This window comes from Micromonospora mirobrigensis (assembly GCF_900091555.1).
GTDB lineage: Bacteria > Actinomycetota > Actinomycetes > Mycobacteriales > Micromonosporaceae > Micromonospora > Micromonospora mirobrigensis.
Genome location: NZ_FMCX01000003.1, coordinates 340114 through 360731 on the forward strand (window position 1 = coordinate 340114; position 20618 = coordinate 360731).

Here is a 20618-nt window from a genome sequence, read left to right on the forward strand (position 1 = left end):
AGGCTTGCCCGGCCCAGGCAAGCACCGGCGGAGGAAAGGTCGACGTGTCCGAGGGAAGGGACGAACCCGCGCTCACCGCGGCGGAGGAACTGGCCCTGGCCCGGCTGGCCCTGGAGTCCGGTGACCTCACGCACGCCGCGGACCACGTCGCCGGCGCGCTGATGCGGGCGCCCACGCTGCCCGAGGCGCACGAGACGCTGGCCCGGCTGGCCGCCGCCGCCGGCCCGGACGCGCTCGAGCTGTTCCCGCTCGGCCGGCACGCCTTCGTCGGGACCGTCGTCGCCCGGGCCCATCTGCTCGCCGCCGCCGGCCGACCCGCCGACGGGCTGGACCTGCTCGCCGCCGCCACCGCGCACGCCCCCCGCTCCGACTGGGCCGGGGTGCCGTGGGTGGTCGCGCCCGAGCTGGCCGCCCGACTCGACCCGGACCGGATCGCCCGGCTGCTGATGCAGGTCTGCGCGGCGGTCCCCGACCCGGTGCCCCGGGCCGGCCGGGCGGCGCTGCGGGCGTACCTCACCCTGGCCGGGAACGCGGTCGCCGCGCACCCCGGCCACGGCCTGCTGCTGGGGGCGGCGTCCGCGCTGGCCCGGCGGGTCGGCGAGGTCGCCCTCGCCGTCACCTGGGCCTCCCGGGGAGTACGCGCACAGCCGTCGAAGCTCGGCGAGGTGTGGCTCGGGTACGCGTACCGCAGCGCCGGCCGGATCCGCGAGGCGCTCGCCGCGCTGGGTCGGGCGGTCGAGCACGACCCCGACGACCTGGCCGTCTACGCCGACATCGCGGGGACGCTGGCCGACAACGGCCGGCTCGACGAGGCGCTGGAGTGGATCGACCGGGCGCTGGCCCGGGACCCCACCTTCGACTGCGCCGTGCACACCGCCCACCGGCTGCGCTTCCAGCGCGACGGCGACGTGGCGCACCTGGTGGCGCTGGCGGACTTCGTCCGCGACCATCCCGACGACAGTCACGAGCACGGCGACCTGGCCGAGTGCTGTCGGGGCCGGCCCTGGCTGGGGCAGGTCACCCCGGCCGGCGGGACGATGGTCGACGTGCTGCGGCAGAGCCTGGCCGCCGACGGCACCCTCACCGCCGCGGTACGCCTCGACGGGCTGGAGCCGCCGAGCGCGGTGCGTACCGCCACGGCGGCGGTGCCCGGGCTGCGGGTCGAGGTGGCCGAGGTCGCCGACCCCGACCCGCGGGAACCCCGCCGGGCCAGCACCTGCCAGCTCTGGCGGTACGACGGCACGAGCGTCGCGCCCGCGCTGCCCGCCCCGTCCACGGCGGCCGCCGACCGGTTGCGCCAGCTCGCCCAGCCGGCCTGGCCGCACCCGCCGGCCGCGTACGACGCCGCGGTCGGCCTGGCCACCCTGGAGCTGGCCGACCTGCTCGGACTGCTGGTGCACCCGCCCGACGCGCCGGGCACCGCGCTGGGGCGGGTGCTGGTCGACCAGGACCCGTCGCTCTGGGTGCGCTGCGCGCAGGTCTGGGCCTGCCTCGGCCTGCTGCACCACCGCACCGACGAGCCGTGGGCGGACTCCACCCGGCGCCGGGTGCTGCTGGAACTGGTCTGGGGTGTGGAGGACTGGACCACCGAGGCCGCGCTGTTCGCCCTGGTCACCGCCGCCTGGGTGGACCCGGCGGTACGCCCCGAGGTGGCCTCGGTGGTGGCCGAACGGCTCGCCGACGTGGCGGCGGTGTCCCGGGACCGGCCGGTCCCCATCGCCACCTCCCTGGCCCACCTGGCCCTGGCCACTCCGGCGCTGGACCCGGCGACGAAGGCGCTGGCCGGTGAGCTGATCGCCGACGCGGCCGATTCGACCGGCCGGGGGATGCTCTCCCGGCTCTGGCGGCGCCTGACCGCCCTCTTCGGCCGCCGCTGACGCCCCGCCGCGCCCGCGCGGGCGCGGGCGGCCGGACGCGCCCTGCCGCACCTCGGGGCAACGCCTCGCGGTACGCCCGATGCGCCGCAGGTCGCCCCCTCACCTCACGGCGAAGGAACGACCTGCGGCATGTCGTCGAAAAGCGGTCGGCGTCAGACGCCGGCCTTGCCGAGGGCGACCTCGGCCTGCTCCTCGCCGCTGGCGTCGGGCGCGGGGGTGTCGTTGCTGGAGCGCAGCGGCACCTCCTTGATGAACCAGGCGAGCAGCGGCACCAGGACGGTGAAGAGCACCGCCCAGAGGAACACGTGCGAGATGGCGTCGGAGAGCCCGCCGAGGACCAGTTCCCGGGTCTGCGCCGGCAGCGCCTTGAGCTTCTCCAGGTCCATCCGGCCGCCCTCGCCGCCGCCCCCGCTGAACGCGGCGCCGGCCGGGGAGTCGGCGAGCCGGTTGGCGAAGATGGCGCCGAAGAGCGAGATGCCGAACGAGCCGCCGATGGAGCGGAAGAAGGTGGCCCCGCCGCTGGCCGCGCCGAGGTCCTTCTGCTCGACGCTGTTCTGCGCGATCAGCATCGAGGTCTGCATCAGGAAGCCCATGCCGGCGCCGAGCACCACCATGTAGAGCGAGGACATCGTCTTGCTGGTGTCCACGTCCAGCCGACTGAGCAGGAACATGCCGGCGGTCATCACCACGCCGCCGACGATCGGGAAGATCCGGTAGCGGCCGGTGGTGGTGATGGCCCGGCCGACGACCAGGGACACGACGAGCATGCCGAACATCAGCGGCAGCAGCAGCAGACCGCTGTTGGTGGCCGACGCGCCCTGCACGGTCTGCTGGTAGAGCGGCAGGAAGTTCATCGCGCCGAACATCGCGAAGCCGAGCAGGAACCCGATCACCGAGATGAGGGCGAAGTTCCGGTTGGCGAACAGGCCGAGCGGCAGGATCGGCTCGGGCACCCGGCGCTCGACGAGACCGAAGGCGACCAGGGTGACCAGGGCGAGGGCCGCGAGGCCGAGGATCTGCGGCGAGGTCCAGTCGTACTCGGTGCCACCCCAGGTGGTGACCAGCACGATCGCGGTGATGCCGACCGACAGCAGCGCGGCGCCCAGCCAGTCGATCTTGTGCTCGGTGCGGTACTTCGGCAGGTGCATGGTGGTGGCGAGCACCAGCAGGGCGACGCCGCCGAGCGGCAGGTTGACGTAGAACGCCCACCGCCAGGACAGGTTGTCGGTGATGAAGCCACCCACCAGCGGGCCGGCGACCATGGCGATGGCCATGATGCCGGCGAACATGCCCTGGTAGCGGCCCCGCTCCCGGGGCGGCACGAGGTCGCCGATGATCGCCATCACGCCGACCATCAGGCCACCGGCGCCGAGGCCCTGGACGGCCCGGAAGACGATCAGCTCGATCAGGCCGTTGTCGACGCCGCCGAGCATCGCCGAGCCGGACATGCCGCAGAGCGCGGAGCCGACCAGGAAGACGACCACCGAGGTGAGGAAGACGCTCTTGCGGCCGTACAGGTCACCGAGCTTGCCCCAGATCGGGGTGGAGACGGTGGTGCCGAGGACGTACGCGGTGACGATCCAGGTGAAGTGGTTCGCCCCGCCGAACTCGAAGGCGATCCTCGGCAGCGCCGTGCTGACGATCATGTTGTCGAGCATCGCGAGCATCATCGCGATCATCAGACCGAACAGCACGACCCGCACGTTGGGTCTCGCCGTCGGCTGGACTGACTGAGTCATGGGTAAGCTCCCCCCGAGATGTGACGCACTTACTTGCCGCCCGGCTAGTCACCTTACTAGCCGCACGGTAAGTTGGGGAACGACCGACCGTCAAGCGAATTGGGTGGTGTGGGTGAGCCAGAGCACAGGCGGCACGCGGGAACGTATCCAGGCCGTCGCGCTGGAACTCTTCACCGAGCAGGGGTACGAGAAGACCTCGCTGCGGGAGATCGCGGAGCGCCTGAACGTCACCAAGGCGGCCCTGTACTACCACTTCAAGAGCAAGGACGAGATCGTCAGCAGCTTCGTCGAGGACCGGCTGCGCCGGATGGACGAGCTGATCGAGTGGGCGCGGTCCCAGCCGGCCACCCTGGCCACCCGCCGGATCCTGATCAGCCGGTACGCGGACGCCATGTTCGCCACCCAGCAACCCTCGGTGATGCGCTTCTTCGAGCAGAACCAGACCGCGCTGAAGAGCCTCAGCGCCGGGCTGCAGATGCGCGACCGGATGATGAGCCTGGCCAACGAGCTGTGCCGGGGCGACGAGTCACCGGCCGCCCAGCTGCGCGCCGCGCTGACCCTCTTCGCCGTGCACAGCAGCTGGTTCGCCGTCCGCGCCCCGGACATCACCGACGACGAGCGCCGGCGGATCGCGCTGGAGGTCGCCGACGAGCTGCTCGCGAAGATCGCCTCCGAGCCGACCGTCGACCACCCCGCGCGCGGGCCGCTCACCCGGACCGGTGAGCAGCCCGGGGCCGACGGTCAGCCGAGGTCGGACGCCGCCTGAGCGGTCAGCTCCCGGCGCAACCCGAGTAGCTGGATCCCGGCCGCCGGCGACCAGTCCTTCTCCGGCGTACGCACGAAGCCGAGCCGTGCGTAGAGGCGGTGCGCCCCGACGGCGTGCCCCTCGCGTACGCAGATCACCACCGCGTGGCAACCCAGCTCCGCCGCGCGGCTCAGGCAGGCCCGCGCGAGCGCCGCGCCGGCCCCCCGACCCTGCGCGGCCGGGTCGACCGCCAGCATCCGGAACTCGGCCTCGCCGGGGCCGGCCAGCTCGGCGTACGGGGTGCCGGGCAGCACGAAGGTGACCGAGCCGAGCACCTGGCCGGTGGTCCCGTCCGCCGCCACCAGCACCTCTCCGCTGGCCGCCCGGGTGGCCACGTCGGCGAGCACCGCGGCGTAGCTGTTCTCGTCCTTGAGCTGGCCGTCGGCCTCGTAGGCGGCGACCGTCAGCCGGGCCACCGCCGGAAAGTCCTCCGGCACCGCCGGACGGACGGTGAGGCCGGTCAATCGATCACCGCGATGAGGTCACCGTCCTGGACCACGTCGCCCTCGTTGACGGCGAGTTGCTTGACCACGCCGTCGGACTCGGCGACGACCGGGATCTCCATCTTCATCGACTCCAGGATCACCAGCGTGTCCCCCTCGGACACGGTGTCCCCGGCCGACGCGACGACCTTCCAGACGTTCGCCACCATTTCGGCGCGGATCTCCTCGGCCATCTGACGGCCCTCCCTCTCCACCGGTGTACCTGCGAACGGTATCCAATCATGGACCGGGCCCGGGTGGGAGCGGTGCGACCGGCCGGTCCGTTCCCGCCCCACCGGTCCACCAGCCGGGCGGCCCGCACTAGCATCATCGCCGTCGGCCCTCGGCGAGTCCGGGGAACGGCACGCGACCACCACCGCGCTCACCCGCGGTCGGACCGTGACCAGCACAAGGAGGCACAGCATGGCGAAGAAGGCCCGGAAGAAGAAGGCCCGGAAGAAGAGCGGCGCGAACCACGGCAAGCGCCCCAACTCCTGATCGGCGGCGGGCGTACCCGTCCCGACGATCAGACAGCGTGCCCTTCGGCACGGACGCCGGTGGCCCGGGTCCCATTCCGGACCCGGGCCACCGGCGTCGTGACGGCGTGTCGCGGTCGCTCAGTCGGCGAGCTCGCGGGACTCCGTGGTCTCGAAGACCACCAGCTCGGTCAGGCGGACCTTGAGCCGCTGGCGCAGCTCCTCCGGCGCGGTCTCGTTGCCACAGCAGCGGGCGACCAGCGCCCTCACCTCCTGCTCGATGCCGTACTCGCGCAGGCACGGCCCGCACTCGTCCAGGTGGTGGCGGATCAATGTACGGCGCTCCGCACCGCACTCCAGGTCGAGGTAGAGGTAGACCTCGGCGAGCACCTCACGGCAGTCCGTCTCGTGCGGCTCTCCACAGCTCACGTCACACCTCCCGACCGGCGGCGGCGGTAGAGCCCTTCGCGGACGCGGCGCTGAACCCGCGCTCCGCGGCGTAGCCCTCCAACAGCTTGCGCAGATTACGGCGACCCCGGTGCAGTCGCGACATCACGGTGCCGATGGGCGTTCCCATGATGTCGGCGACCTCCTTGTAGGAGAAGCCCTCGACGTCGGTCAGGTAGACCGCCAGGCGGAACTCCTCCGGCAACTGCTGGAGGGCCTCCTTGACGTCGCTGTCCGGGAGGCGGTCCAGCGCCTCCGTCTCGGCCGAGCGCAACCCGCTGGAGGTGTGCGACTCCGCCTCGGCGAGCTGCCAGTCGGTGATCTCCTCGGTCGGCGCCTGGATCGGCTGCCGCTGCCGCTTGCGGTAGGAGTTGATGTAGGTGTTCGTCAGGATCCGGTACAGCCAGGCCTTGAGGTTCGTGCCCTCTTCGAACTGGTGGAAGGCCGCGTACGCCTTCAGGTAGGTCTCCTGGACCAGGTCCTCGGCATCCGCCGGGTTGCGGGTCATCCGCAGCCCGGCAGCGTAGAGCTGGTCGACGAAGGGCATCGCGTCCCGCTCGAAACGGGACCTGCGCTCGTCCGTCTTCTCGGTTGTCAACCGCACATCCCCTCGCGTCGGATGCTTTCCCGCCGAGGATACGCGTACCCGCCTGGCGGCGGATTCACCTTCCGACTGTGTGCCGGCACTCACCGCTGAGGCCTGTGCGGGCCACTCCGGCGCGTCCAGCAGCTGCCTCAGCTGCCGCGCTCCCCGTTCGTCCCGCTCCCGGCTCCTTGTCTCGCTCGGCACCGGTCACCCCCCTCGCCAGATGTGTCGTCCGGGGGGTGCAACGCCCGATCACCACCCGGGCATTCCACGGCCGCCCCGTTCCCGGCCCCGCGCCGGTGGCGACCGACGCTGGGACCAGGAAGGGCCTGGGAGGACCGGCGCCGGACACCCGAAGCGGACGACCGACACCATCCGATGCAACGACGGGCCCGCCCGGGCGGAAACGGCACGGGCGGCGCGCCCGCTCCGTACCCGGCGCACGTCGCCGGGACCGGGGCGGTCCCGGCGGGCCGGATCCGGACCGGAGCTCAACCCGCGGTGAACCCCTGCCCGCGCAGCCAGTCGCGGACCACCCCGGCGGTGCCGACGGGGTCCTTGCGCAGGTCGTGCCGCTCCCCCGGCCGGGTCACCACCCGCACGGGACCGCCCGGCGTGGGCACCCCGAACGGGTCCCGGTCCCCGTTGACCACCAGGGTGGGCAGCTCGGTCAGCAGTTCGTCGGCGCGGGACCGTTCGGGCCGACCCGGCGGGTGCAGCGGGAACGCCAACGCGACGATGCCGACCGCACCGGTCAGCCGGGCGGTACGGCAGGCCACCCGGGCGCCGCTGGAACGGCCACCGACCACGAGCCGGCGCCCCGGATGCCGGGCGCGCAGCTCGGTGAGAACCGTCACCCACGCCTCGTCCAGCTGACCCGCGGGCGCCGGTGCCCGCCGCCCGGCCACCCGGTACGGCTGGGTGACCCGGACCACGGCCAGGCCGGCCTCGACGGCGGCGTCCCGGACGGCGAGCAGGTCCGGCGCGTCCACCCCACCGCCGGCCCCGTGCCCGAGGACGAGCAGGGCGCCACCCGGAGCGTCCGGCATGTCGGTGTCGACGTGGGCCGGCCCCCGGGGCGTGTCGATCAGGTCGTGGCGCACCGGCTCATTCTGCGCAGCCGGCCACCTTCGCCGACACCGGATCCGGTCACCGGTGGTGTGCAGGGGCCCGCCCACGCCTGGGCGCCAGGTCGGGGCCTTCCTCCCGACCTGGCGCATCGTGGGGCGTCAGCCCCGGGTCAGCTCAGCGGCACCAGGGTGAGCAGCCGGTCCCGGACCGGTGGACCGGGCTCGTCGGCCGCGGCCGGATCGGGTTCGACCTCGCTGCGCCAGGCGACCAGCATCGCCCGGCGTTCCCGGGGGGTGGTGCCGCCCCACACCCCGTGGCAGTCACCGACCTCCAGCGCCCAGGCCAGGCATGATCCCTGGACGTCGCAACCGCCGCAGAGCGTGACGGCCGCGTCGGCCGGCTCGTTCGGCGCCGGAAAGAACGTTTCCGGGTCGACGCTGCGACAGGTTCCTCTGGTCCGCCATGCCTCGTCGTGTCGTCGCTCGCGTAGCGCCCGCAGCAGTCGCGGGTCTCGTCGTGCGGCGGCCACCTCGTGCGGCCGGGGCATACGTGCCCGTGTCATCCACCCACCTCCCCCGTGGGACCGGCAAGATCAAAAAGCGATCGATGGGTGTGATCCGCCCCGTGCGAATCGGCACCCATCACCGGCGCTGTGTTCTATCGCATTCACGAACGTCGGGACAAGGTTTTGTCGGATACACGGCGCAAACGCGCACGACGAATCGCCCCAACTCCCCCGAATCAGTGCGCGACAATGCGCGACCCGGATCAGAAGAGCGGCATTTCCGCCGGCGCCCGGTCGCGTGGGAGCGGTACCCGCTCGATCAGGCCGGGGCCGTCGTTGCGGACGTCGCCGACCGCCGGACCCACCGGCCGGATCTCCAGCCCGGCGAGCCACTCCCGGCTCGGCGGGGTGAGCAGGGCGCCCGGGTCCGTTGCGGGCGCCAGCCAGGACGCCCACCGCTGCCGGGGCAGCAGCAGCGGCATCCGCTCGTGCACCTCGGCCAACTCCCCGGTCGCGGCCGTGGTGAGCACGCTGAAGGTGGTCAGCTCCGTGCCGTCGGGGAGGGTCCGGGGCGACCAGATGCCGGCGAGGGCGAGCACCGAGCCGTCGGCCGGGGTGAGGTAGTACGCCTGCTTGCCGCCGGCGGTGCGCACCCACTCGTACCAGCCGTCGGCGGGGACGAGACAGCGGCGGCGGGCGAAGGACGACGCGTACGCCCGGCTGGTCGCCACGGTCTCGGCCCGCGCGTTGATCATGCGGGCGGCGCCGGCGGTGCTGGCCGCCCAGTGCGGCACCAGGCCCCAGCGGGCCAGGCCGAGCGCGCGGTGCCCGGCCGGGTCGAGGCGGACCAGCGGCACCCGGTCGGTGGGCGCGACGTTGTGGTCGGGGCCGAGCCCGCCGCCGGTCTCGTCGTACGACTCGAACAGCGCGCTCAGGTCACCCGAACTCCGGGTCGTCGCGTACCTCCCGCACATGGGCACACGCTATCCCGGCAACGCGTTTCCAGCTGTCCCGCCAACCGGGAGTACGTGCACCACCCGGCTCCGCCGGGCCTGCGACCGGGCAGAATGTCACCGTGGGAACTCAGACGGCGACCCGACCGCCCCAGTCGTGGACCGCTCCGACCGCCTCCGACCCGGTCGCGGCGACCCTGCGGCTGCCCGGCTCCAAGTCGATGACCGCCCGCGCCCTGGTGCTCAGCGCCCTGGCCAGCGGTCCGTCGACGCTGGCCGGGCCGCTGCGCGCGCGGGACACCGAGCTGATGGCCGGTGGGCTGCGGGCGATGGGCGCCCACGTGTCCATCGCCGACGACCAGCGTTGGCTGGTCCGCCCGCACCGGCTGGTCGGCCCGGCGCACGTCGACGTCGGGCTGGCCGGCACCGTGATGCGCTTCCTGCCGCCGGTCGCCGGGCTGGCCGAGGGGCGGGTCACCTTCGACGGCGACCCGCAGGCCCGGGTCCGCCCGCTCGGCCCGCTGCTGGGCGCGCTGCGCGCCCTGGGCGTCCGCATCGACTCCGCCGGCCCGGGCAGCCTGCCGCTGGCCGTGCAGGGCGCCGGTCGGGTCGGCGGCGGCGAGGTGGTGATCGACGCCTCCGCCTCCAGCCAGCTCGTCTCCGGCCTGCTGCTCGCCGGGGCCCGCTTCGACCGGGGCGTGGTGGTCCGGCACGAGGGGCCTCCCGTGCCGTCCGCGCCGCACCTGCGGATGACCGTGCAGATGCTGCGCGCCGCGGGCGCCGCCGTGGACGACGGCACGCCGGACGTCTGGACCGTCGAGCCGGGTCCGCTCAGCGGGCGCGGCTGGGAGATCGAGCCGGACCTCTCCGGCGCGGTGCCGTTCTTCGCCGCCGCGCTGGTCACCGGCGGCGAAGTGACCCTCCAGGGCTGGCCGCGCAGCAGCATGCAGCCGGTCGAGCAGCTGCGTTCGCTGCTGCACCGGATGGGCGGCGAGGTCACCCTGGGCACCGCCGGGCTGACCGTCCGGGGCACCGGCACGGTGCACGGCATCGACGCGGACCTGTCGGACGTGAGCGAGCTGACCCCGGTGCTGACCGCGCTGGCGATGCTGGCCGACTCGCCGTCCCGGTTCACCGGGGTGGGCCACATCCGGGGCCACGAGACCGACCGGCTCACCGCGCTGGCCCGGGAGTTCGCCGCGCTCGGCGCGGACGTCACCGAGTCCCCCGACGGGCTGGAGATCCGCCCCCGCCCGCTGCGCGGCGGGACGTTCCGGACGTACGCCGACCACCGGCTGGCGCACGCCGCCGCGGTGGCCGGGCTGGCCGTGCCGGGCGTCGAACTCGACGACGTCGGCTGCACCTCCAAGACCATGCCGGAGTTCCCGGCACTATGGTCGGGGATGGTGACCGGCAAGAGCTGACGTGCGGAGGTAACGCCCTGGCGACCAAGCGGCGGGAGTACGACGAGGACGACGTCCGGGTCCGGCCCGGTAGGTCGTCGCGCCCGCGTACCCGCACCCGGCCCTCGCACTCCGACGCGGTGGACGGCTTCGTGATCGCCGTCGACCGGGGCCGCTACACCTGCGTGCTGCCGGACGCCGGCCCGGACGACCCGCCGGTGACCGCGATGCGGGCCCGCGAGCTGGGCCGCAAGTCGGTGGTGGTGGGCGACCGGGTGGCCCTGGTCGGCGACACCTCCGGCGCGGCCGGGGCGCTGGCCCGGATCGTCCGGATCGCCGAGCGCCGGTCGGTGCTGCGGCGCACCGCCGACGACGACGAGTCCACCGCCGAGGGGCGGCTGGAGCGGGTGGTGGTGGCCAACGCCGACCAGCTGGTGATCGTCAGCGCGCTGGCCGACCCACCGCCGCGTACCGGGTTCATCGACCGCTGCCTGGTGGCCGCGTACGACGCGGGCATCGAGCCGCTGCTCTGCCTGACCAAGGCCGACCTGGCCGGGCCGGAGGCGGTGCTGGACTACTACACCGAGCTGGAGCTGCCGTACGTGCTGGTCCGGCCGGACTCCGACCTGGCGGCGCTGCGCGCCCTGCTGGCCGGCCGGATCTCGGTCATGGTGGGGCACTCCGGGGTGGGCAAGTCGACGCTGGTCAACCGCCTGGTGCCGGAGGCCTTCCGAGCGGTGGGCACGGTCAGCGCGATCGGTCGCGGCCGGCACACCTCGACCAGCGCGGTGGCGCTGCCGCTGCCCGTCGAGCCGGGGGCGGCGCCGGGCTGGATCGTCGACACCCCCGGGGTACGCAGCTTCGGGCTGGCCCACGTCTCCGCCGACAGCCTGCTGCACGGCTTCCCCGATCTGGTCGAGGGGACGGTGGACTGCCCGGCGAACTGCCCGCACACCCCGGACGAGGCGGACTGCGGCCTGGACGCCTGGGTGGCGGCCGGCAAGGCCGACGCGCGCCGGCTGGCGTCGTACCGTCGACTCCTGGCCTCCCGCAGCGGGGAGGGCGACACCCGCGAACCGGAGCGCAACCCCGGCGACCCGCTGGCCGGTTCCTGACCGGCGCGCACTAGCGTTTCGGGCATGACCGGGTACGCCGACGACCTCACCCTCGCCCACCTGCTCGCCGACCGGGCCGACGTCGTCTCGGCGGCCCGGTTCCGCGCCCTGGACCTGCGGGTCGAGGCCAAGCCGGACCTCACCCCGGTCTCCGACGCCGACACGGCGGTCGAGCGGGAGATCCGGGCGCTGCTGGCCGAGCGGCGGCCCGACGACGGGTTGCTCGGCGAGGAGTACGGCGAGCAGCCGGCCGGGCCGAACGGGCGGCGGTGGATCGTCGACCCGATCGACGGCACGAAGAACTTCGTCCGGGGCGTGCCGGTCTGGGCCACCCTGGTCGCCCTGCTGGAGGAGGACCGGCCGGTCCTCGGGCTGGTCTCCGCGCCGGCGTTGGGCCGCCGCTGGTGGGCGGCCCGGGGCGCGGGCGCGTACGCCGGACCGGACGCCGAGCACGGCGAGCCGATCCGGGTCTCCGCGGTCGCGGACCTCGCCGACGCCAGCTTCTGCTACTCCTCGCTGACCGGTTGGGAGGACGTCGGCCGGCTGGACGCGATGCTCGGGATCATGCGGGACGCCTGGCGCAGCCGGGCGTACGGCGACTTCTACGGTTACATGCTGCTGGCCGAGGGGGCACTGGACGTGATGGTGGAGCCGGAACTGTCGCTCTGGGACGTCGCCGCGCTGGTGCCGATCGTCGTCGAGGCCGGTGGGACCGTCACCGACCTGACCGGACGGCCGGCCCCGGCCGGGGACGGCGCGGCCGAGCACAGCGCGATCGCCACCAACGGGCGCCTGCACGCCGACATCCTGTCCCGGCTCGGTCGGCCGACCGCGCGCTGAGGCCCCGGCACCCTCTATCCTCGCCAGGTGGTGTCCTCCGGTTGGTACTTCCTGGCGGCGATGATCGTCGCGTACGGCGTGGCCAACCTGCTCCAGTCGGTGGCCGCGGCCCGCACGACGGTGCACCACACCTTCGACCCCGGGCTGCTGCTGCGGCTGGCCGTGCACCGGACGTACCTGATCGGCCTGGCCTGCCAGGTGACCGGCTTCGTGCTGGCCTTCCTGGCCCGACGCGACCTGCCGCTGTTCCTGGTCCAGGCGAGCGTCGCGGCCGGGCTGGGGGTCACCGCGATCCTCGGTGTGCTGCTGCTGAAGTGGCGGCTACCGGCGGCGGAGGTGGCGCTGCTGGTGCTGCTCTTCGCCGGGATCACCGCGCTGGTGCTGGCCGCCGAGCCGGCGCACTCGAAGCAGCTGGGGGCGATCGCCCTGGTCGCCCTGGCCGCCGCCCTCGCGCTGATCGCGGTGCTCGGCTTCTTCGCGGTACGCCTGCACGGCGCCCTGGGCTCGGTGGTGCTGGGTTCGCTGGCCGGGATGGCCTTCTCGGCCGCCGCGGTGGCCGCCCGGCCGCTCGCCTCCGCGCCCTCGGTGGAGGCGTTCCTCGTCGACCCGCTGCTCTACCTGCTGGTCGCCCACTCGATCGTGGGGCAGCTGCTGCTCGGCCTGGCCATGCAGCGCGGCTCCACCACGGCGGCCGTCGCCGCGATGGACGCCGCCGGGGCGGTGCCTGCCGCGATCGTCGGCCTGCTGCTGCTCAACGACCGGATCTGGCCCGGCCGGGAGTGGCTGGCGGCGGGCGGCTTCCTGGTCACCCTGGTCGCGGTGATCGGCCTGACCAGGTACGCCGAGCCGCAGCCCCACCGGCCGACGGCCCGGGAGGCCGCGATGGCCGGCGCCGCGGCGGTCCGCCCGCCACGCTGACCGGCGCTCAGGCCGCCTCGACGGTCTTCGGCTCGGCCTCGACGGTGACCTCTCCGACGGCCTCGTCGACGGTCTCCTCGACGGTCTTCCCGACCGCCGGGCCACGACGGCCGATCACCCGCTCGTAGAGGCGCTCCAGCGCGCTCGCCGTCCGTTCCCAGGTGTAGCTGCACCGGACCCGGTCCACCGCGGCGTGCCCGTACGCGAACCGCCCGGCGTTGTCGGCGAGCAGCCGCCGCAGGGTGACCCCGAGGGTCCGCACGTCGCCCGGGGGGACCAGCCGCCCGGTGACCTCGTCGACCACCGCGTCGGCGATGCCGCCCATGGCGTAGCCGACCACCGGCACACCGCAGGCCATCGCCTCCAGCGACACCCGCCCGGCGGAGGAGTAGTGCGGGGTGCAGGCGACCACGTCGGCCGAGCGGTACCAGGTGGCCATCTGGTCGTGCGGGACCGCCCCGACGAGCTTCACCTGGTCGGCGACGCCGGCCCGCTGGGCCAGCTCGCGCAGCCGGCGGGCCTCGGAGTGGTTGGCCAGCTGCTCGGCCGGCGGTCCGCCGGCGATCACCAGCTCGGCGTCCCCGACCAGTCGCATCGCCCGGATCAGGTCCTCGTGCCCGTGTCCGGGGGTCAGGCCGCCGACGGAGAGGATCCGGGGCCGCTGGTCGCGGGGGGCGGCCTCCCCGTCGGGGTGGAACGCCTCGGTGTCCACCCCGGTGGGCACCATCGCCACCGAGGTGCGTTGCAGGCCCATCCGGGTCAGCTCGTCGACCTCGTCGTTGCACTGGGCGACCGCGACGTCCACCGCCCGGGTCAGCGCCCGCTCCAGCGGGATCCGCTCCCCCGGCCCGTCGTACTCGCGACCGAGGTGGCGCAGCTGCTCGACGCCGAGGGAGTGGAAGGTCTGCACCACCGGGATGTCGGTGGCCCGCACGGCGTGCGCCGCGGCCAGGCCGCCGATCCAGTAGTGCCCGTGCACCACCTCGGGCCGCCAGTCGCCGGCCCAGCGGTCGGCCAGCCAGCGGCCGTACTCGGCGACGTAGGGCACCAGCTCGGCGGTGGGGGTGGGGGCGGCCGGTCCGACCGGCACCCGTTCCACCCGGTAGCCGTTCTGCTCGGCGGTGGGCGGCAGCCCCGGCTCGTCGAGCCGCTCGTACACCCGGACCTCATGCCCTCGTTCCGCCAGCTCCGCCGCGACCCGCGCGATGTGCTGATGGGTACCGACGGCAGGGCCGTCGACATGCCTGGACGGGCCGGCGTGTGCGCACACTAGGCCGACGCGCATGGTGCACCTCCATGCGATTGACGAGCGGTGGTCTCCCCGGTCAGAGGGTCCCATTAACCAGGGCCCGTCGAGCCGAAACATGACAACTCGGGACCGACCCGGTGGCGTCCGGCACTTCGATCTTGAGGGGTCCGATCACCCCGGCCCGGCAGTCCGAATTCGGTCATGATCGGTTGGTGGCGATCCGCATGACCTGCCACGGGCGGGGGTACCGAACCGGAATGCCACTGACCCGCAGTCTCTCCGACGCCACCGTGGTGATCACGGGGGCTTCCGGTGGCATCGGCGCGGCCACCGCGTACGCGCTCGCCCGCCGCGGCGCCGACGTGGTGCTGGCCGCCCGCACCGAGCCCGCGCTGCGGGTGGTCGCCGAACGCTGCCACGAGCTGGGCGCCCGGACCCTGGTCGTACCCACCGACATCACCGACCCGGTCGAGGTCGACCGGCTCGCCGAGCGGGCCGTCGCCGCCTTCGGCCGGATCGACGCCTGGGTGAACAACGCCGCGGTGAGCGCGGTGGGCCTCTTCGACGAGATCCCGGTGCCGGAGTTCCGCCGGGTGGTGGAGGTCAACCTGCTCGGCACCGTGCACGGGGTGCGCGCGGCGCTGCCCCACCTGGCCGCCGCCGGCGGCGGGGTGGTGGTCAACAACGCCTCCGTGCTCGCCGAGGTGGCGATGCCGTACCAGTCGGCGTACAACGCCACCAAGCACGCCGTGCGGGGGTTCGCCGACACCGTGCGGCAGGAGCTGCGACTGACCGGCCGGGGCGCCATCTCGATCTGCACGGTCCTGCCGGCCACCATCGACACCCCGTTCTTCCGGCACGCCGCCAACCACACCGGCCGCGAGCTGGTGCCGCCACCGCCGGTCTACCCCCCGGAGCTGGTGGCGGAGACCATCGTCCGGCTGCTGCGCCGGCCGAAGCGGGAGGCGTACGCCGGCGGCGCGGCCCGGCTGCTCGGGTTGCAGTGGCGGCTCGCCCCGGCGCTGGCCGAGCGCGCCCTCGGCTGGTACGTGCACCGCACCCAGTTCGGTCCGGCGCCGCGGCCGGACGACACCGGCAACGTGTTCGACGCCGACGGCCGGGCGCGTCCCGGCGGGGGCTGGCACGGGCGACGTCGCCGGCTGGTCCGGGTGGGCGCGGCCTTCGGGTTGGCGGCGGCGGGCACCGCGGCCGGGACGGTGGCGGCGATGCGCCGGTCCCGGGTGGAGCGCTGATGAGACCGGCCGAGCGGCCGGATGCGAGTCGGGGCCCGGACATGCACAATGGGGCGATCATGCCGACGGACGCGCCCTACCTGGTGGAGACGGACGGTTCGTCCGTGGTCCTCCACGTGGTCGGCGCGCTGGACGCGACGGCCGTCCCGGCGGTGCGGGACGCCCTGCTGACCCGGCTCTCCCAGGGCTCCGCTCCGGTCGTCGTCGACTTCTCCGACGTCCGGTCCGCGGGCCCCACGGTGCACTCGGTGGTCGCCGAGGTGTTCCGGGAGGTGGCCGACTGGCCCGGCGCCGACCTGGTGGTCTGCGATCCGACCGGCGCCGCGACGGGCGCCGGGGCGACGGTCTGCGCCACCGTGGACTCGGCGTTGACCGTGCTGTCCCGGCTCCGCCGGGCGGAGGTCACCGAGGTCGACCTGCCGCCGGTGGCCGGTTCCGCCCGGCTGGCCCGGGAGCTGGTCACCGACGACTGCCGGCGCTGGGGGCTGCTGGAGCTGGCCGAGCCGGCCTGCATCGCGGTCACCGAGATGGTCAACAACGTGGTCGCCCACGCGGGCACCCCGATGACGCTGCGGGTGGCGGCCCGCGACGGCGCGCTGCACCTCGCGGTCCGCGACCATTCCACCGCCCGCCCGCGATACTCCGGTCCGGCCCCGCTGGACACGGCGGGTGGTCGGGGCCTGTTGTTGATCGACACGGTGGCCCGCCGCTGGGGCAGCAGCCCCGTGCCGGACGGCAAGGTGGTCTGGTGCGTGCTGTACGCCGAGGACGAGACGAGCTTCCGGGGCTGATCCGCTCGGCGTCCGGTCGCCACCGATCGCCCCTTTGCTCCGCTTTCCTCCCGGATGGCCACCACCCGACCCGGTTACGCCGGGAGGGCAGTGGGTAGTGATCAGCCATGCGCGATGACGAGTACCCGACCCCCGTGTCCGACCCCGAGGCGGAGGGCCTGCCCGACACCGCCGACGACGACTCCACCGCCAACGACGACGTGCTGACCGGCCGGGAGGCGGACGGCCCGGAGCCGGCCCAGCTCCCCGGTGACCGCACCCCGGTCGCGGTGGACCACTTCGGCACCACCGCGGAGGAGCAGCTCGACGGCGAGTCGCTGGACTACAAGCTCCAGCGGGAGCAGTACGAACGCCCCGCCGACGACCCGCTCGCCGGCACCGTCGACCCGGACATCGCCGCCGAGGCGGACAGCGAGGAGGCCGCCGCCCAGGCCCAGCTGGACGCCGACGTGATCGACCCGGGCCCCACCTCGGACCCGAACTCGCCGGTCTCCGTCTACGACCACGGCCAGCTCGGCACCGTGGCCGACCACCAGGTCGGCCGGCTGGTGGAGCCGGACGAGGGCGCGCACACCGACACCGAGACCGACAACGTCGCGTACGACGCGGGCGCGGCCGGCGGCGGCGCCACCGCCGAGGAGCTGGCCATCCACGAGACCCGGCCGCCCGAGGCGCACTGAGGCGGCTCAGCCGTCCAGCCCACGCTCGATCGCGTAGCGGGTCAGCTCGACCCGGTTGTGCAGCTGGAGCTTGCCCAACGTGTTCTGCACGTGGTTCTGCACGGTGCGGTGAGACAGCTCCAGCCGCTGGGCGATCTGCTTGTAGGACAGCCCCTTCGCCACCAGACGCAGCACCTCGGTCTCCCGATCGGTGAGCCGGGGTGCCGCGTCGTTCCCGGCGTCCGACGGACCGGTCCCGCCGCCCGCCGCCAGCCGGCGGAACTCGCCGAGCACCAGCCCGGCCAGGCCGGGGGTGAAGACCGGCTCGCCGGTGGCGGTGCGGCGGACCGCGTCCAGGAACTCGGCCGGCGCCGCCGACTTCACCAGGTAGCCGGTGGCGCCGGCCTTCACCGCCTCCAGCACGCTCTGCTGCTCGCCGCTGGCCGAGAGCATCAGCACCCGTACCTGCGGCAGGGCGGCGCGCAGGCCGCGGATCACCTCGACCCCGGAGATGTCGGGCAGTTGCAGGTCGAGCACCACCACGTCCGGTCGGGCGGCCGGCGCCACCCGGATCGCCTGCCGCCCCTCCCCACTGGTGGCGACCACCTCGTGGCCGGCCTCGGTGAGATCCCGGGCCACCCCCTCCCGCCACATCGGGTGGTCGTCGACCACCATCACCCGCACCACGTCCGCGTCTCCCCTCACCGGCGGGGCCGGGGCACGGTCAGCTCGATCTCGGTGCCGACGCCCGGGGCGGAGTCGATCCGCACCGTGCCACCGAGGTCGCCGATCCGGCCCCGGACCGACTGCGCCACCCCGAGCCGCCCCTGCGCGGCGGCCTCCGCGAGCCGACCGGCCGGGATGCCCGGCCCGGCGTCGCGTACCGAGACGGTCACCGTCTCCCCCTCGTCCTCGATCAGCACCCAGGCCGTCCCGCCGGCGTGCCGGGTCACGTTGTCCAGCGCCGCGGCGGTGGCGGCCGCCACCTCCCGGGCCACCCGCGCCGGCAGCGGCACCCCGGTGGCCGGCATGGCCACCGAGACCGTCGCCGAGGCGTACCGGCCGAGCAGCGCGCACAGGTCCAGGTCCCCGACGTCGCCGCCGCCGGCCGAAACCGGCGGGTTCCCGGCGATCAGCGCCCGCAGGGCGGCCTCCTGCTCACCGGCGAGCCGGGCCAGCTCGCCCGCCTCGCCGTCCAGGTGCGCGCCCCGGCGCTGGACCAGCGCCAGCACCTGGAGCACCGAGTCGTGGATGCCCCGGGCCAGCCGTTCCCGTTCCCGGGTCGCCGCCTCCAGCTCCACGGCCCGTTGCAGCCGCTGCTCGGCGGTCACCGCCAGCCGGGCCACGTGCCCGACCACCACACCGGCGAGCAGCAGCAGGATCACCCCGGTCACCGAGGACGGGGTGATCCGCTCCCGGGTGGCCAGGTCCGCCGCGCCGACGGCCACGGCGGCGACCGTGCCGCGACGCCGGCCCCCGGAGACGGCCCAGGCCAGCACCGGCCCGGCCAGCCAGGCCACCCCGAGGGTGGGCACCCCGGCGGCGAGCGTCGCCCGGCCGACCACCCAGGGGCTGACCGCCAGGACGACGGCCACCACGGCGAGGTCGGCCAGGAGCAGCCGCCAGCGCCGGGCCTCCGGCCGGGCGTACCAGAACGCCGCCGCCACCGTCCAGGCCAGCATCAGCGCCAGCACGCCGCCGGCGGCCAGCGGATGGGCGTACCGGTCGCCGACGCGCAGGGCCAGCAGGACGACGTAGCCGAGGGAGGCGAACCGGAACACGGCGATCGCCCGCCACAGCGGGCCCTCCAGACCTCCCGGGGGCGACGGCATGGCCGACACGATGCCACAGCACCGCCGCCCGCCGAGGGGCGGTGCGACCGGCGCAGGCGGCGGGTGCGGCCCGGGAAATCCTGACGTACGGTGGAAATGTCGCGAATGAAGCTGGAACCACTGTCCGGACGGGGCCATGACGAATGCAGAGCCGCGCGCACCGCGTACGGTTGTGCCCATCGACTCTTCCCTCCTCATCGCCGAGGCCTTCGACCAGGCTCAGGTGACCGAGCTGCGACACTCGGTCACCTCCTGCGCGCACGCCGCCGGGCTGGACGGGCAGCGCCTCGACGACTTCGTGCTGGCGGTCAACGAGCTGATCACCAACGCGGTCCGGCACGGCGGCGGGCGGGGCTGGCTGCGGCTGTGGCGCGGCGGCGCGGAACTGGTCTGCGAGGTCGCCGACCACGGCCAGGGGATCAGCACACGCCAGCTGGCCGACCAGAGCCGGCCCGCGCCGGACACCGCCGGCGGATGGGGCCTCTGGCTGACCCGGGAGCTCAGCGACACCATGGACGTGACCACCGGCGACGCCGGCACCGTCGTACGCATCACCGCCCTCTGCGCCGCCCGGCCGCAGCCGGCCGCCGGCGCCGAGGGCGGCCCGGCCTAGCCGAAGAGCGCGCTGACCGACTCGCCGACGTGGATCCGGCGCATCGCCTCGGCCAGGGCCGGCGCCACCGACAGCACCTCCAGCCCGGGCACCCGTTTCTCCGCGGGGATCGGCACCGTGTTGGTGCAGACGATCTCCAGCACCCCCTCCTGGGCGCTCAACCGGCGCAGCGCGTCGCCGGAGAAGAGCCCGTGGGTGCAGGCCAGCCGGATCGACCGGGCCTCCAGGGCGCGCAGGTGCTCCATCAGCTCCATCACCGTGCTGCCCTTGGCGATCTCGTCGTCGAGCACGATGACGTCCCGGTCCCGGACGTCACCGATCACCGCGCTGATCTTGACGACGTCGTCGCTGAACCGCTGCTTCGCGCCGGCCGCCACCGGGGTGCCCAACATCCGGGCGAAGGCCGCCGCGGCCTTGGCGTTGCCCAGGTCGGGCGAGACCACCACCGTGTTGGAGAGATCCCGCCGGCGGAAGTGGGCGGCCAACTCGCGTAGCGCGTGCAGGTGGTCCACCGGCACGCTGAAGAAGCCGTGCACCTGCGGCGAGTGCAGGGTCATCGCCAGCACCCGGTCCGCGCCGGCGGCGGTGAGCAGGTCCGCGACCAGCCGGCCGCCGATCGAGATCCGCGGCGCGTCCTTCTTGTCCGACCGGGCGTACGCGTAGTGCGGCAGCACCACGGTGATCCGGGCCGCCGAGGCGCCCCGGGCGGCGTCGATCATCAGCAGCAGCTCGACCAGGTGCTCCTGCACCGGCGGCACCAGCGGCTGGATCAGGAAGACGTCCCGCTCCCGGCAGTTGGCCTGCAACTGCACCTCGAGGCAGTCGTTGGCGAACCGGGACACCCGGGACGGGTGCAGCGGCACCCCCAGCTGGGCGCAGATCTCGGCGGCGAGGTCGGGATGGGCGGTTCCGCTGAACACGGCGATGTCACGCACGGTCCAGATCGTACGGTCGCCGGGCGCTTTACGACGGCCGTGACGGCCGGTGGGCTTCAACGGGTCGCC

General features: G+C 74.3%; 23 protein-coding genes. 11 read left to right on the forward strand and 12 right to left on the reverse strand.

Annotated elements, in window-relative coordinates:
- Nucleotides 1-44: 44 nt before the first annotated feature.
- Complete coding sequence (locus GA0070564_RS12705) at nt 45-1877, forward strand: tetratricopeptide repeat protein (RefSeq protein WP_091608148.1); 1833 nt, start codon at nt 45-47, stop codon at nt 1875-1877.
- A gap of 152 nt (nt 1878-2029) precedes the next feature.
- Here the strand turns inward: GA0070564_RS12705 and GA0070564_RS12710 are convergent, their stop codons facing one another.
- Complete coding sequence (locus tag GA0070564_RS12710; RefSeq protein WP_091608151.1) at nt 2030-3616, reverse strand: MDR family MFS transporter; 1587 nt, start codon at nt 3614-3616, stop codon at nt 2030-2032.
- 106 nt (nt 3617-3722) lie between these two features.
- Between GA0070564_RS12710 and GA0070564_RS12715 the strand changes: the two genes are divergently transcribed.
- On the forward strand, nt 3723-4382 hold the full coding sequence (locus tag GA0070564_RS12715; RefSeq protein WP_176730677.1) for a TetR/AcrR family transcriptional regulator: 660 nt from the start codon (nt 3723-3725) through the stop codon (nt 4380-4382).
- On the opposite strand, the gene GA0070564_RS12720 is transcribed toward GA0070564_RS12715, so the two are convergent.
- Together GA0070564_RS12720 and GA0070564_RS12725 are read right to left on the reverse strand one after the other, a co-directional pair.
- Nucleotides 4358-4885 (reverse strand): GNAT family N-acetyltransferase, encoded by a 528-nt coding sequence (locus GA0070564_RS12720; RefSeq protein WP_091608155.1) that lies wholly within the window; start codon nt 4883-4885, stop codon nt 4358-4360. The genes GA0070564_RS12715 and GA0070564_RS12720 overlap by 25 nt on opposite strands.
- Nucleotides 4882-5097, reverse strand: a complete 216-nt coding sequence (locus tag GA0070564_RS12725; protein WP_088973021.1) for a biotin/lipoyl-binding carrier protein — start codon at nt 5095-5097, stop codon at nt 4882-4884. The genes GA0070564_RS12720 and GA0070564_RS12725 overlap by 4 nt, the downstream gene beginning before the upstream one ends.
- 229 nt (nt 5098-5326) lie before the next feature.
- Between GA0070564_RS12725 and GA0070564_RS30470 the strand changes: the two genes are divergently transcribed.
- Nucleotides 5327-5401 carry a 50S ribosomal protein bL37 gene (locus tag GA0070564_RS30470; protein ID WP_369700219.1) on the forward strand — a complete coding sequence of 25 codons (75 nt, stop codon included), beginning with the start codon at nt 5327-5329 and terminating at the stop codon, nt 5399-5401.
- A gap of 119 nt (nt 5402-5520) precedes the next feature.
- On the opposite strand, the gene rsrA is transcribed toward GA0070564_RS30470, so the two are convergent.
- The 5 genes from rsrA to GA0070564_RS12750 form a co-directional block, all read right to left on the reverse strand.
- The gene (gene rsrA / locus GA0070564_RS12730; RefSeq protein ID WP_091608160.1) at nt 5521-5808 is read right to left on the reverse strand and encodes a mycothiol system anti-sigma-R factor; all 288 of its coding nucleotides are present in this window, start codon (nt 5806-5808) and stop codon (nt 5521-5523) included.
- Between the two features lies 1 nt (nt 5809).
- A complete protein-coding gene (locus GA0070564_RS12735; RefSeq protein WP_091608164.1) occupies nt 5810-6616 on the reverse strand; it encodes a sigma-70 family RNA polymerase sigma factor in 807 nt (268 codons plus the stop codon).
- 287 nt (nt 6617-6903) lie between these two features.
- A complete protein-coding gene (locus GA0070564_RS12740) occupies nt 6904-7461 on the reverse strand; it encodes an alpha/beta hydrolase family protein (RefSeq protein WP_245669982.1) in 558 nt (185 codons plus the stop codon).
- Nucleotides 7462-7652: 191 nt separating this feature from the next.
- Nucleotides 7653-8045: a WhiB family transcriptional regulator gene (locus tag GA0070564_RS12745; RefSeq protein WP_091608171.1), complete on the reverse strand. Its 393-nt coding sequence runs from the start codon at nt 8043-8045 to the stop codon at nt 7653-7655.
- A gap of 206 nt (nt 8046-8251) precedes the next feature.
- Entirely contained in the window at nt 8252-8962 is a 711-nt protein-coding gene (locus GA0070564_RS12750) for an SOS response-associated peptidase (protein WP_091608176.1), read from the reverse strand.
- Between the two features lie 101 nt (nt 8963-9063).
- Between GA0070564_RS12750 and aroA the strand changes: the two genes are divergently transcribed.
- Genes aroA through GA0070564_RS12770 form a run of 4 tightly spaced genes read left to right on the forward strand, consistent with a single transcriptional unit; the run spans nt 9064 to nt 13217 of the window.
- Nucleotides 9064-10365: a 3-phosphoshikimate 1-carboxyvinyltransferase gene (aroA, locus tag GA0070564_RS12755; RefSeq protein WP_091608179.1), complete on the forward strand. Its 1302-nt coding sequence runs from the start codon at nt 9064-9066 to the stop codon at nt 10363-10365.
- Nucleotides 10335-11459: a ribosome small subunit-dependent GTPase A gene (gene rsgA / locus GA0070564_RS12760; protein WP_176730658.1), complete on the forward strand. Its 1125-nt coding sequence runs from the start codon at nt 10335-10337 to the stop codon at nt 11457-11459. The genes aroA and rsgA overlap by 31 nt, the downstream gene beginning before the upstream one ends.
- A gap of 24 nt (nt 11460-11483) precedes the next feature.
- Complete coding sequence (gene hisN, locus GA0070564_RS12765; protein ID WP_091608183.1) at nt 11484-12299, forward strand: histidinol-phosphatase; 816 nt, start codon at nt 11484-11486, stop codon at nt 12297-12299.
- A gap of 27 nt (nt 12300-12326) precedes the next feature.
- Nucleotides 12327-13217: a hypothetical protein gene (locus GA0070564_RS12770; protein WP_091608186.1), complete on the forward strand. Its 891-nt coding sequence runs from the start codon at nt 12327-12329 to the stop codon at nt 13215-13217.
- Between the two features lie 7 nt (nt 13218-13224).
- On the opposite strand, the gene GA0070564_RS12775 is transcribed toward GA0070564_RS12770, so the two are convergent.
- Complete coding sequence (locus GA0070564_RS12775) at nt 13225-14502, reverse strand: glycosyltransferase (protein ID WP_091608189.1); 1278 nt, start codon at nt 14500-14502, stop codon at nt 13225-13227.
- A gap of 221 nt (nt 14503-14723) precedes the next feature.
- Here GA0070564_RS12775 and GA0070564_RS12780 point away from each other — a divergent pair, with 221 nt between their 5' ends.
- The 3 genes from GA0070564_RS12780 to GA0070564_RS12790 all read left to right on the forward strand — a co-directional run bounded on the left by GA0070564_RS12780 (nt 14724) and on the right by GA0070564_RS12790 (nt 17190).
- A complete protein-coding gene (locus GA0070564_RS12780) occupies nt 14724-15719 on the forward strand; it encodes an SDR family oxidoreductase (RefSeq protein ID WP_091608192.1) in 996 nt (331 codons plus the stop codon).
- A gap of 59 nt (nt 15720-15778) precedes the next feature.
- Entirely contained in the window at nt 15779-16510 is a 732-nt protein-coding gene (locus GA0070564_RS12785; protein ID WP_245669948.1) for an ATP-binding protein, read from the forward strand.
- Nucleotides 16511-16617: 107 nt separating this feature from the next.
- On the forward strand, nt 16618-17190 hold the full coding sequence (locus tag GA0070564_RS12790) for a DUF5709 domain-containing protein (RefSeq protein ID WP_091608198.1): 573 nt from the start codon (nt 16618-16620) through the stop codon (nt 17188-17190).
- Between the two features lie 6 nt (nt 17191-17196).
- Here GA0070564_RS12790 and GA0070564_RS12795 read toward each other — a convergent pair whose 3' ends face one another.
- Together GA0070564_RS12795 and macS are read right to left on the reverse strand one after the other, a co-directional pair.
- Nucleotides 17197-17844 carry a response regulator gene (locus tag GA0070564_RS12795; protein ID WP_091609139.1) on the reverse strand — a complete coding sequence of 216 codons (648 nt, stop codon included), beginning with the start codon at nt 17842-17844 and terminating at the stop codon, nt 17197-17199.
- Between the two features lie 26 nt (nt 17845-17870).
- The gene (gene macS, locus GA0070564_RS12800) at nt 17871-19001 is read right to left on the reverse strand and encodes a MacS family sensor histidine kinase (protein WP_091608201.1); all 1131 of its coding nucleotides are present in this window, start codon (nt 18999-19001) and stop codon (nt 17871-17873) included.
- 136 nt (nt 19002-19137) lie between these two features.
- Between macS and GA0070564_RS12805 the strand changes: the two genes are divergently transcribed.
- Nucleotides 19138-19614: an ATP-binding protein gene (locus GA0070564_RS12805; protein ID WP_091608207.1), complete on the forward strand. Its 477-nt coding sequence runs from the start codon at nt 19138-19140 to the stop codon at nt 19612-19614.
- Here GA0070564_RS12805 and GA0070564_RS12810 read toward each other — a convergent pair.
- Nucleotides 19611-20549 carry a ribose-phosphate diphosphokinase gene (locus GA0070564_RS12810; RefSeq protein WP_091608210.1) on the reverse strand — a complete coding sequence of 313 codons (939 nt, stop codon included), beginning with the start codon at nt 20547-20549 and terminating at the stop codon, nt 19611-19613. The two genes, GA0070564_RS12805 and GA0070564_RS12810, sit on opposite strands and share 4 nt — an antisense overlap.
- Nucleotides 20550-20618 lie beyond the last annotated feature (69 nt).

What these genes read in the sequence shown, in the direction of transcription:
- GA0070564_RS12710 (WP_091608151.1), bottom strand. Translation starts at nt 3,616, where the DNA reads ATGACTCAGTCAGTCCAGCCGACGGCGAGACCCAACGTGCGGGTCGTG.
- GA0070564_RS12725 (WP_088973021.1), bottom strand. Translation starts at nt 5,097, where the DNA reads ATGGCCGAGGAGATCCGCGCCGAAATGGTGGCGAACGTCTGGAAGGTC.
- GA0070564_RS12740 (WP_245669982.1), bottom strand. Translation starts at nt 7,461, where the DNA reads ATGCCGGACGCTCCGGGTGGCGCCCTGCTCGTCCTCGGGCACGGGGCC.
- GA0070564_RS12745 (WP_091608171.1), bottom strand. Translation starts at nt 8,045, where the DNA reads ATGACACGGGCACGTATGCCCCGGCCGCACGAGGTGGCCGCCGCACGA.
- GA0070564_RS12750 (WP_091608176.1), bottom strand. Translation starts at nt 8,962, where the DNA reads ATGTGCGGGAGGTACGCGACGACCCGGAGTTCGGGTGACCTGAGCGCG.
- rsgA (WP_176730658.1), top strand. Translation starts at nt 10,335, where the DNA reads ATGGTCGGGGATGGTGACCGGCAAGAGCTGACGTGCGGAGGTAACGCC.
- hisN (WP_091608183.1), top strand. Translation starts at nt 11,484, where the DNA reads ATGACCGGGTACGCCGACGACCTCACCCTCGCCCACCTGCTCGCCGAC.
- GA0070564_RS12775 (WP_091608189.1), bottom strand. Translation starts at nt 14,502, where the DNA reads ATGCGCGTCGGCCTAGTGTGCGCACACGCCGGCCCGTCCAGGCATGTC.
- GA0070564_RS12780 (WP_091608192.1), top strand. Translation starts at nt 14,724, where the DNA reads ATGCCACTGACCCGCAGTCTCTCCGACGCCACCGTGGTGATCACGGGG.
- GA0070564_RS12785 (WP_245669948.1), top strand. Translation starts at nt 15,779, where the DNA reads ATGCCGACGGACGCGCCCTACCTGGTGGAGACGGACGGTTCGTCCGTG.
- GA0070564_RS12790 (WP_091608198.1), top strand. Translation starts at nt 16,618, where the DNA reads ATGCGCGATGACGAGTACCCGACCCCCGTGTCCGACCCCGAGGCGGAG.
- GA0070564_RS12795 (WP_091609139.1), bottom strand. Translation starts at nt 17,844, where the DNA reads ATGGTGGTCGACGACCACCCGATGTGGCGGGAGGGGGTGGCCCGGGAT.
- macS (WP_091608201.1), bottom strand. Translation starts at nt 19,001, where the DNA reads ATGCCGTCGCCCCCGGGAGGTCTGGAGGGCCCGCTGTGGCGGGCGATC.
- GA0070564_RS12805 (WP_091608207.1), top strand. Translation starts at nt 19,138, where the DNA reads ATGACGAATGCAGAGCCGCGCGCACCGCGTACGGTTGTGCCCATCGAC.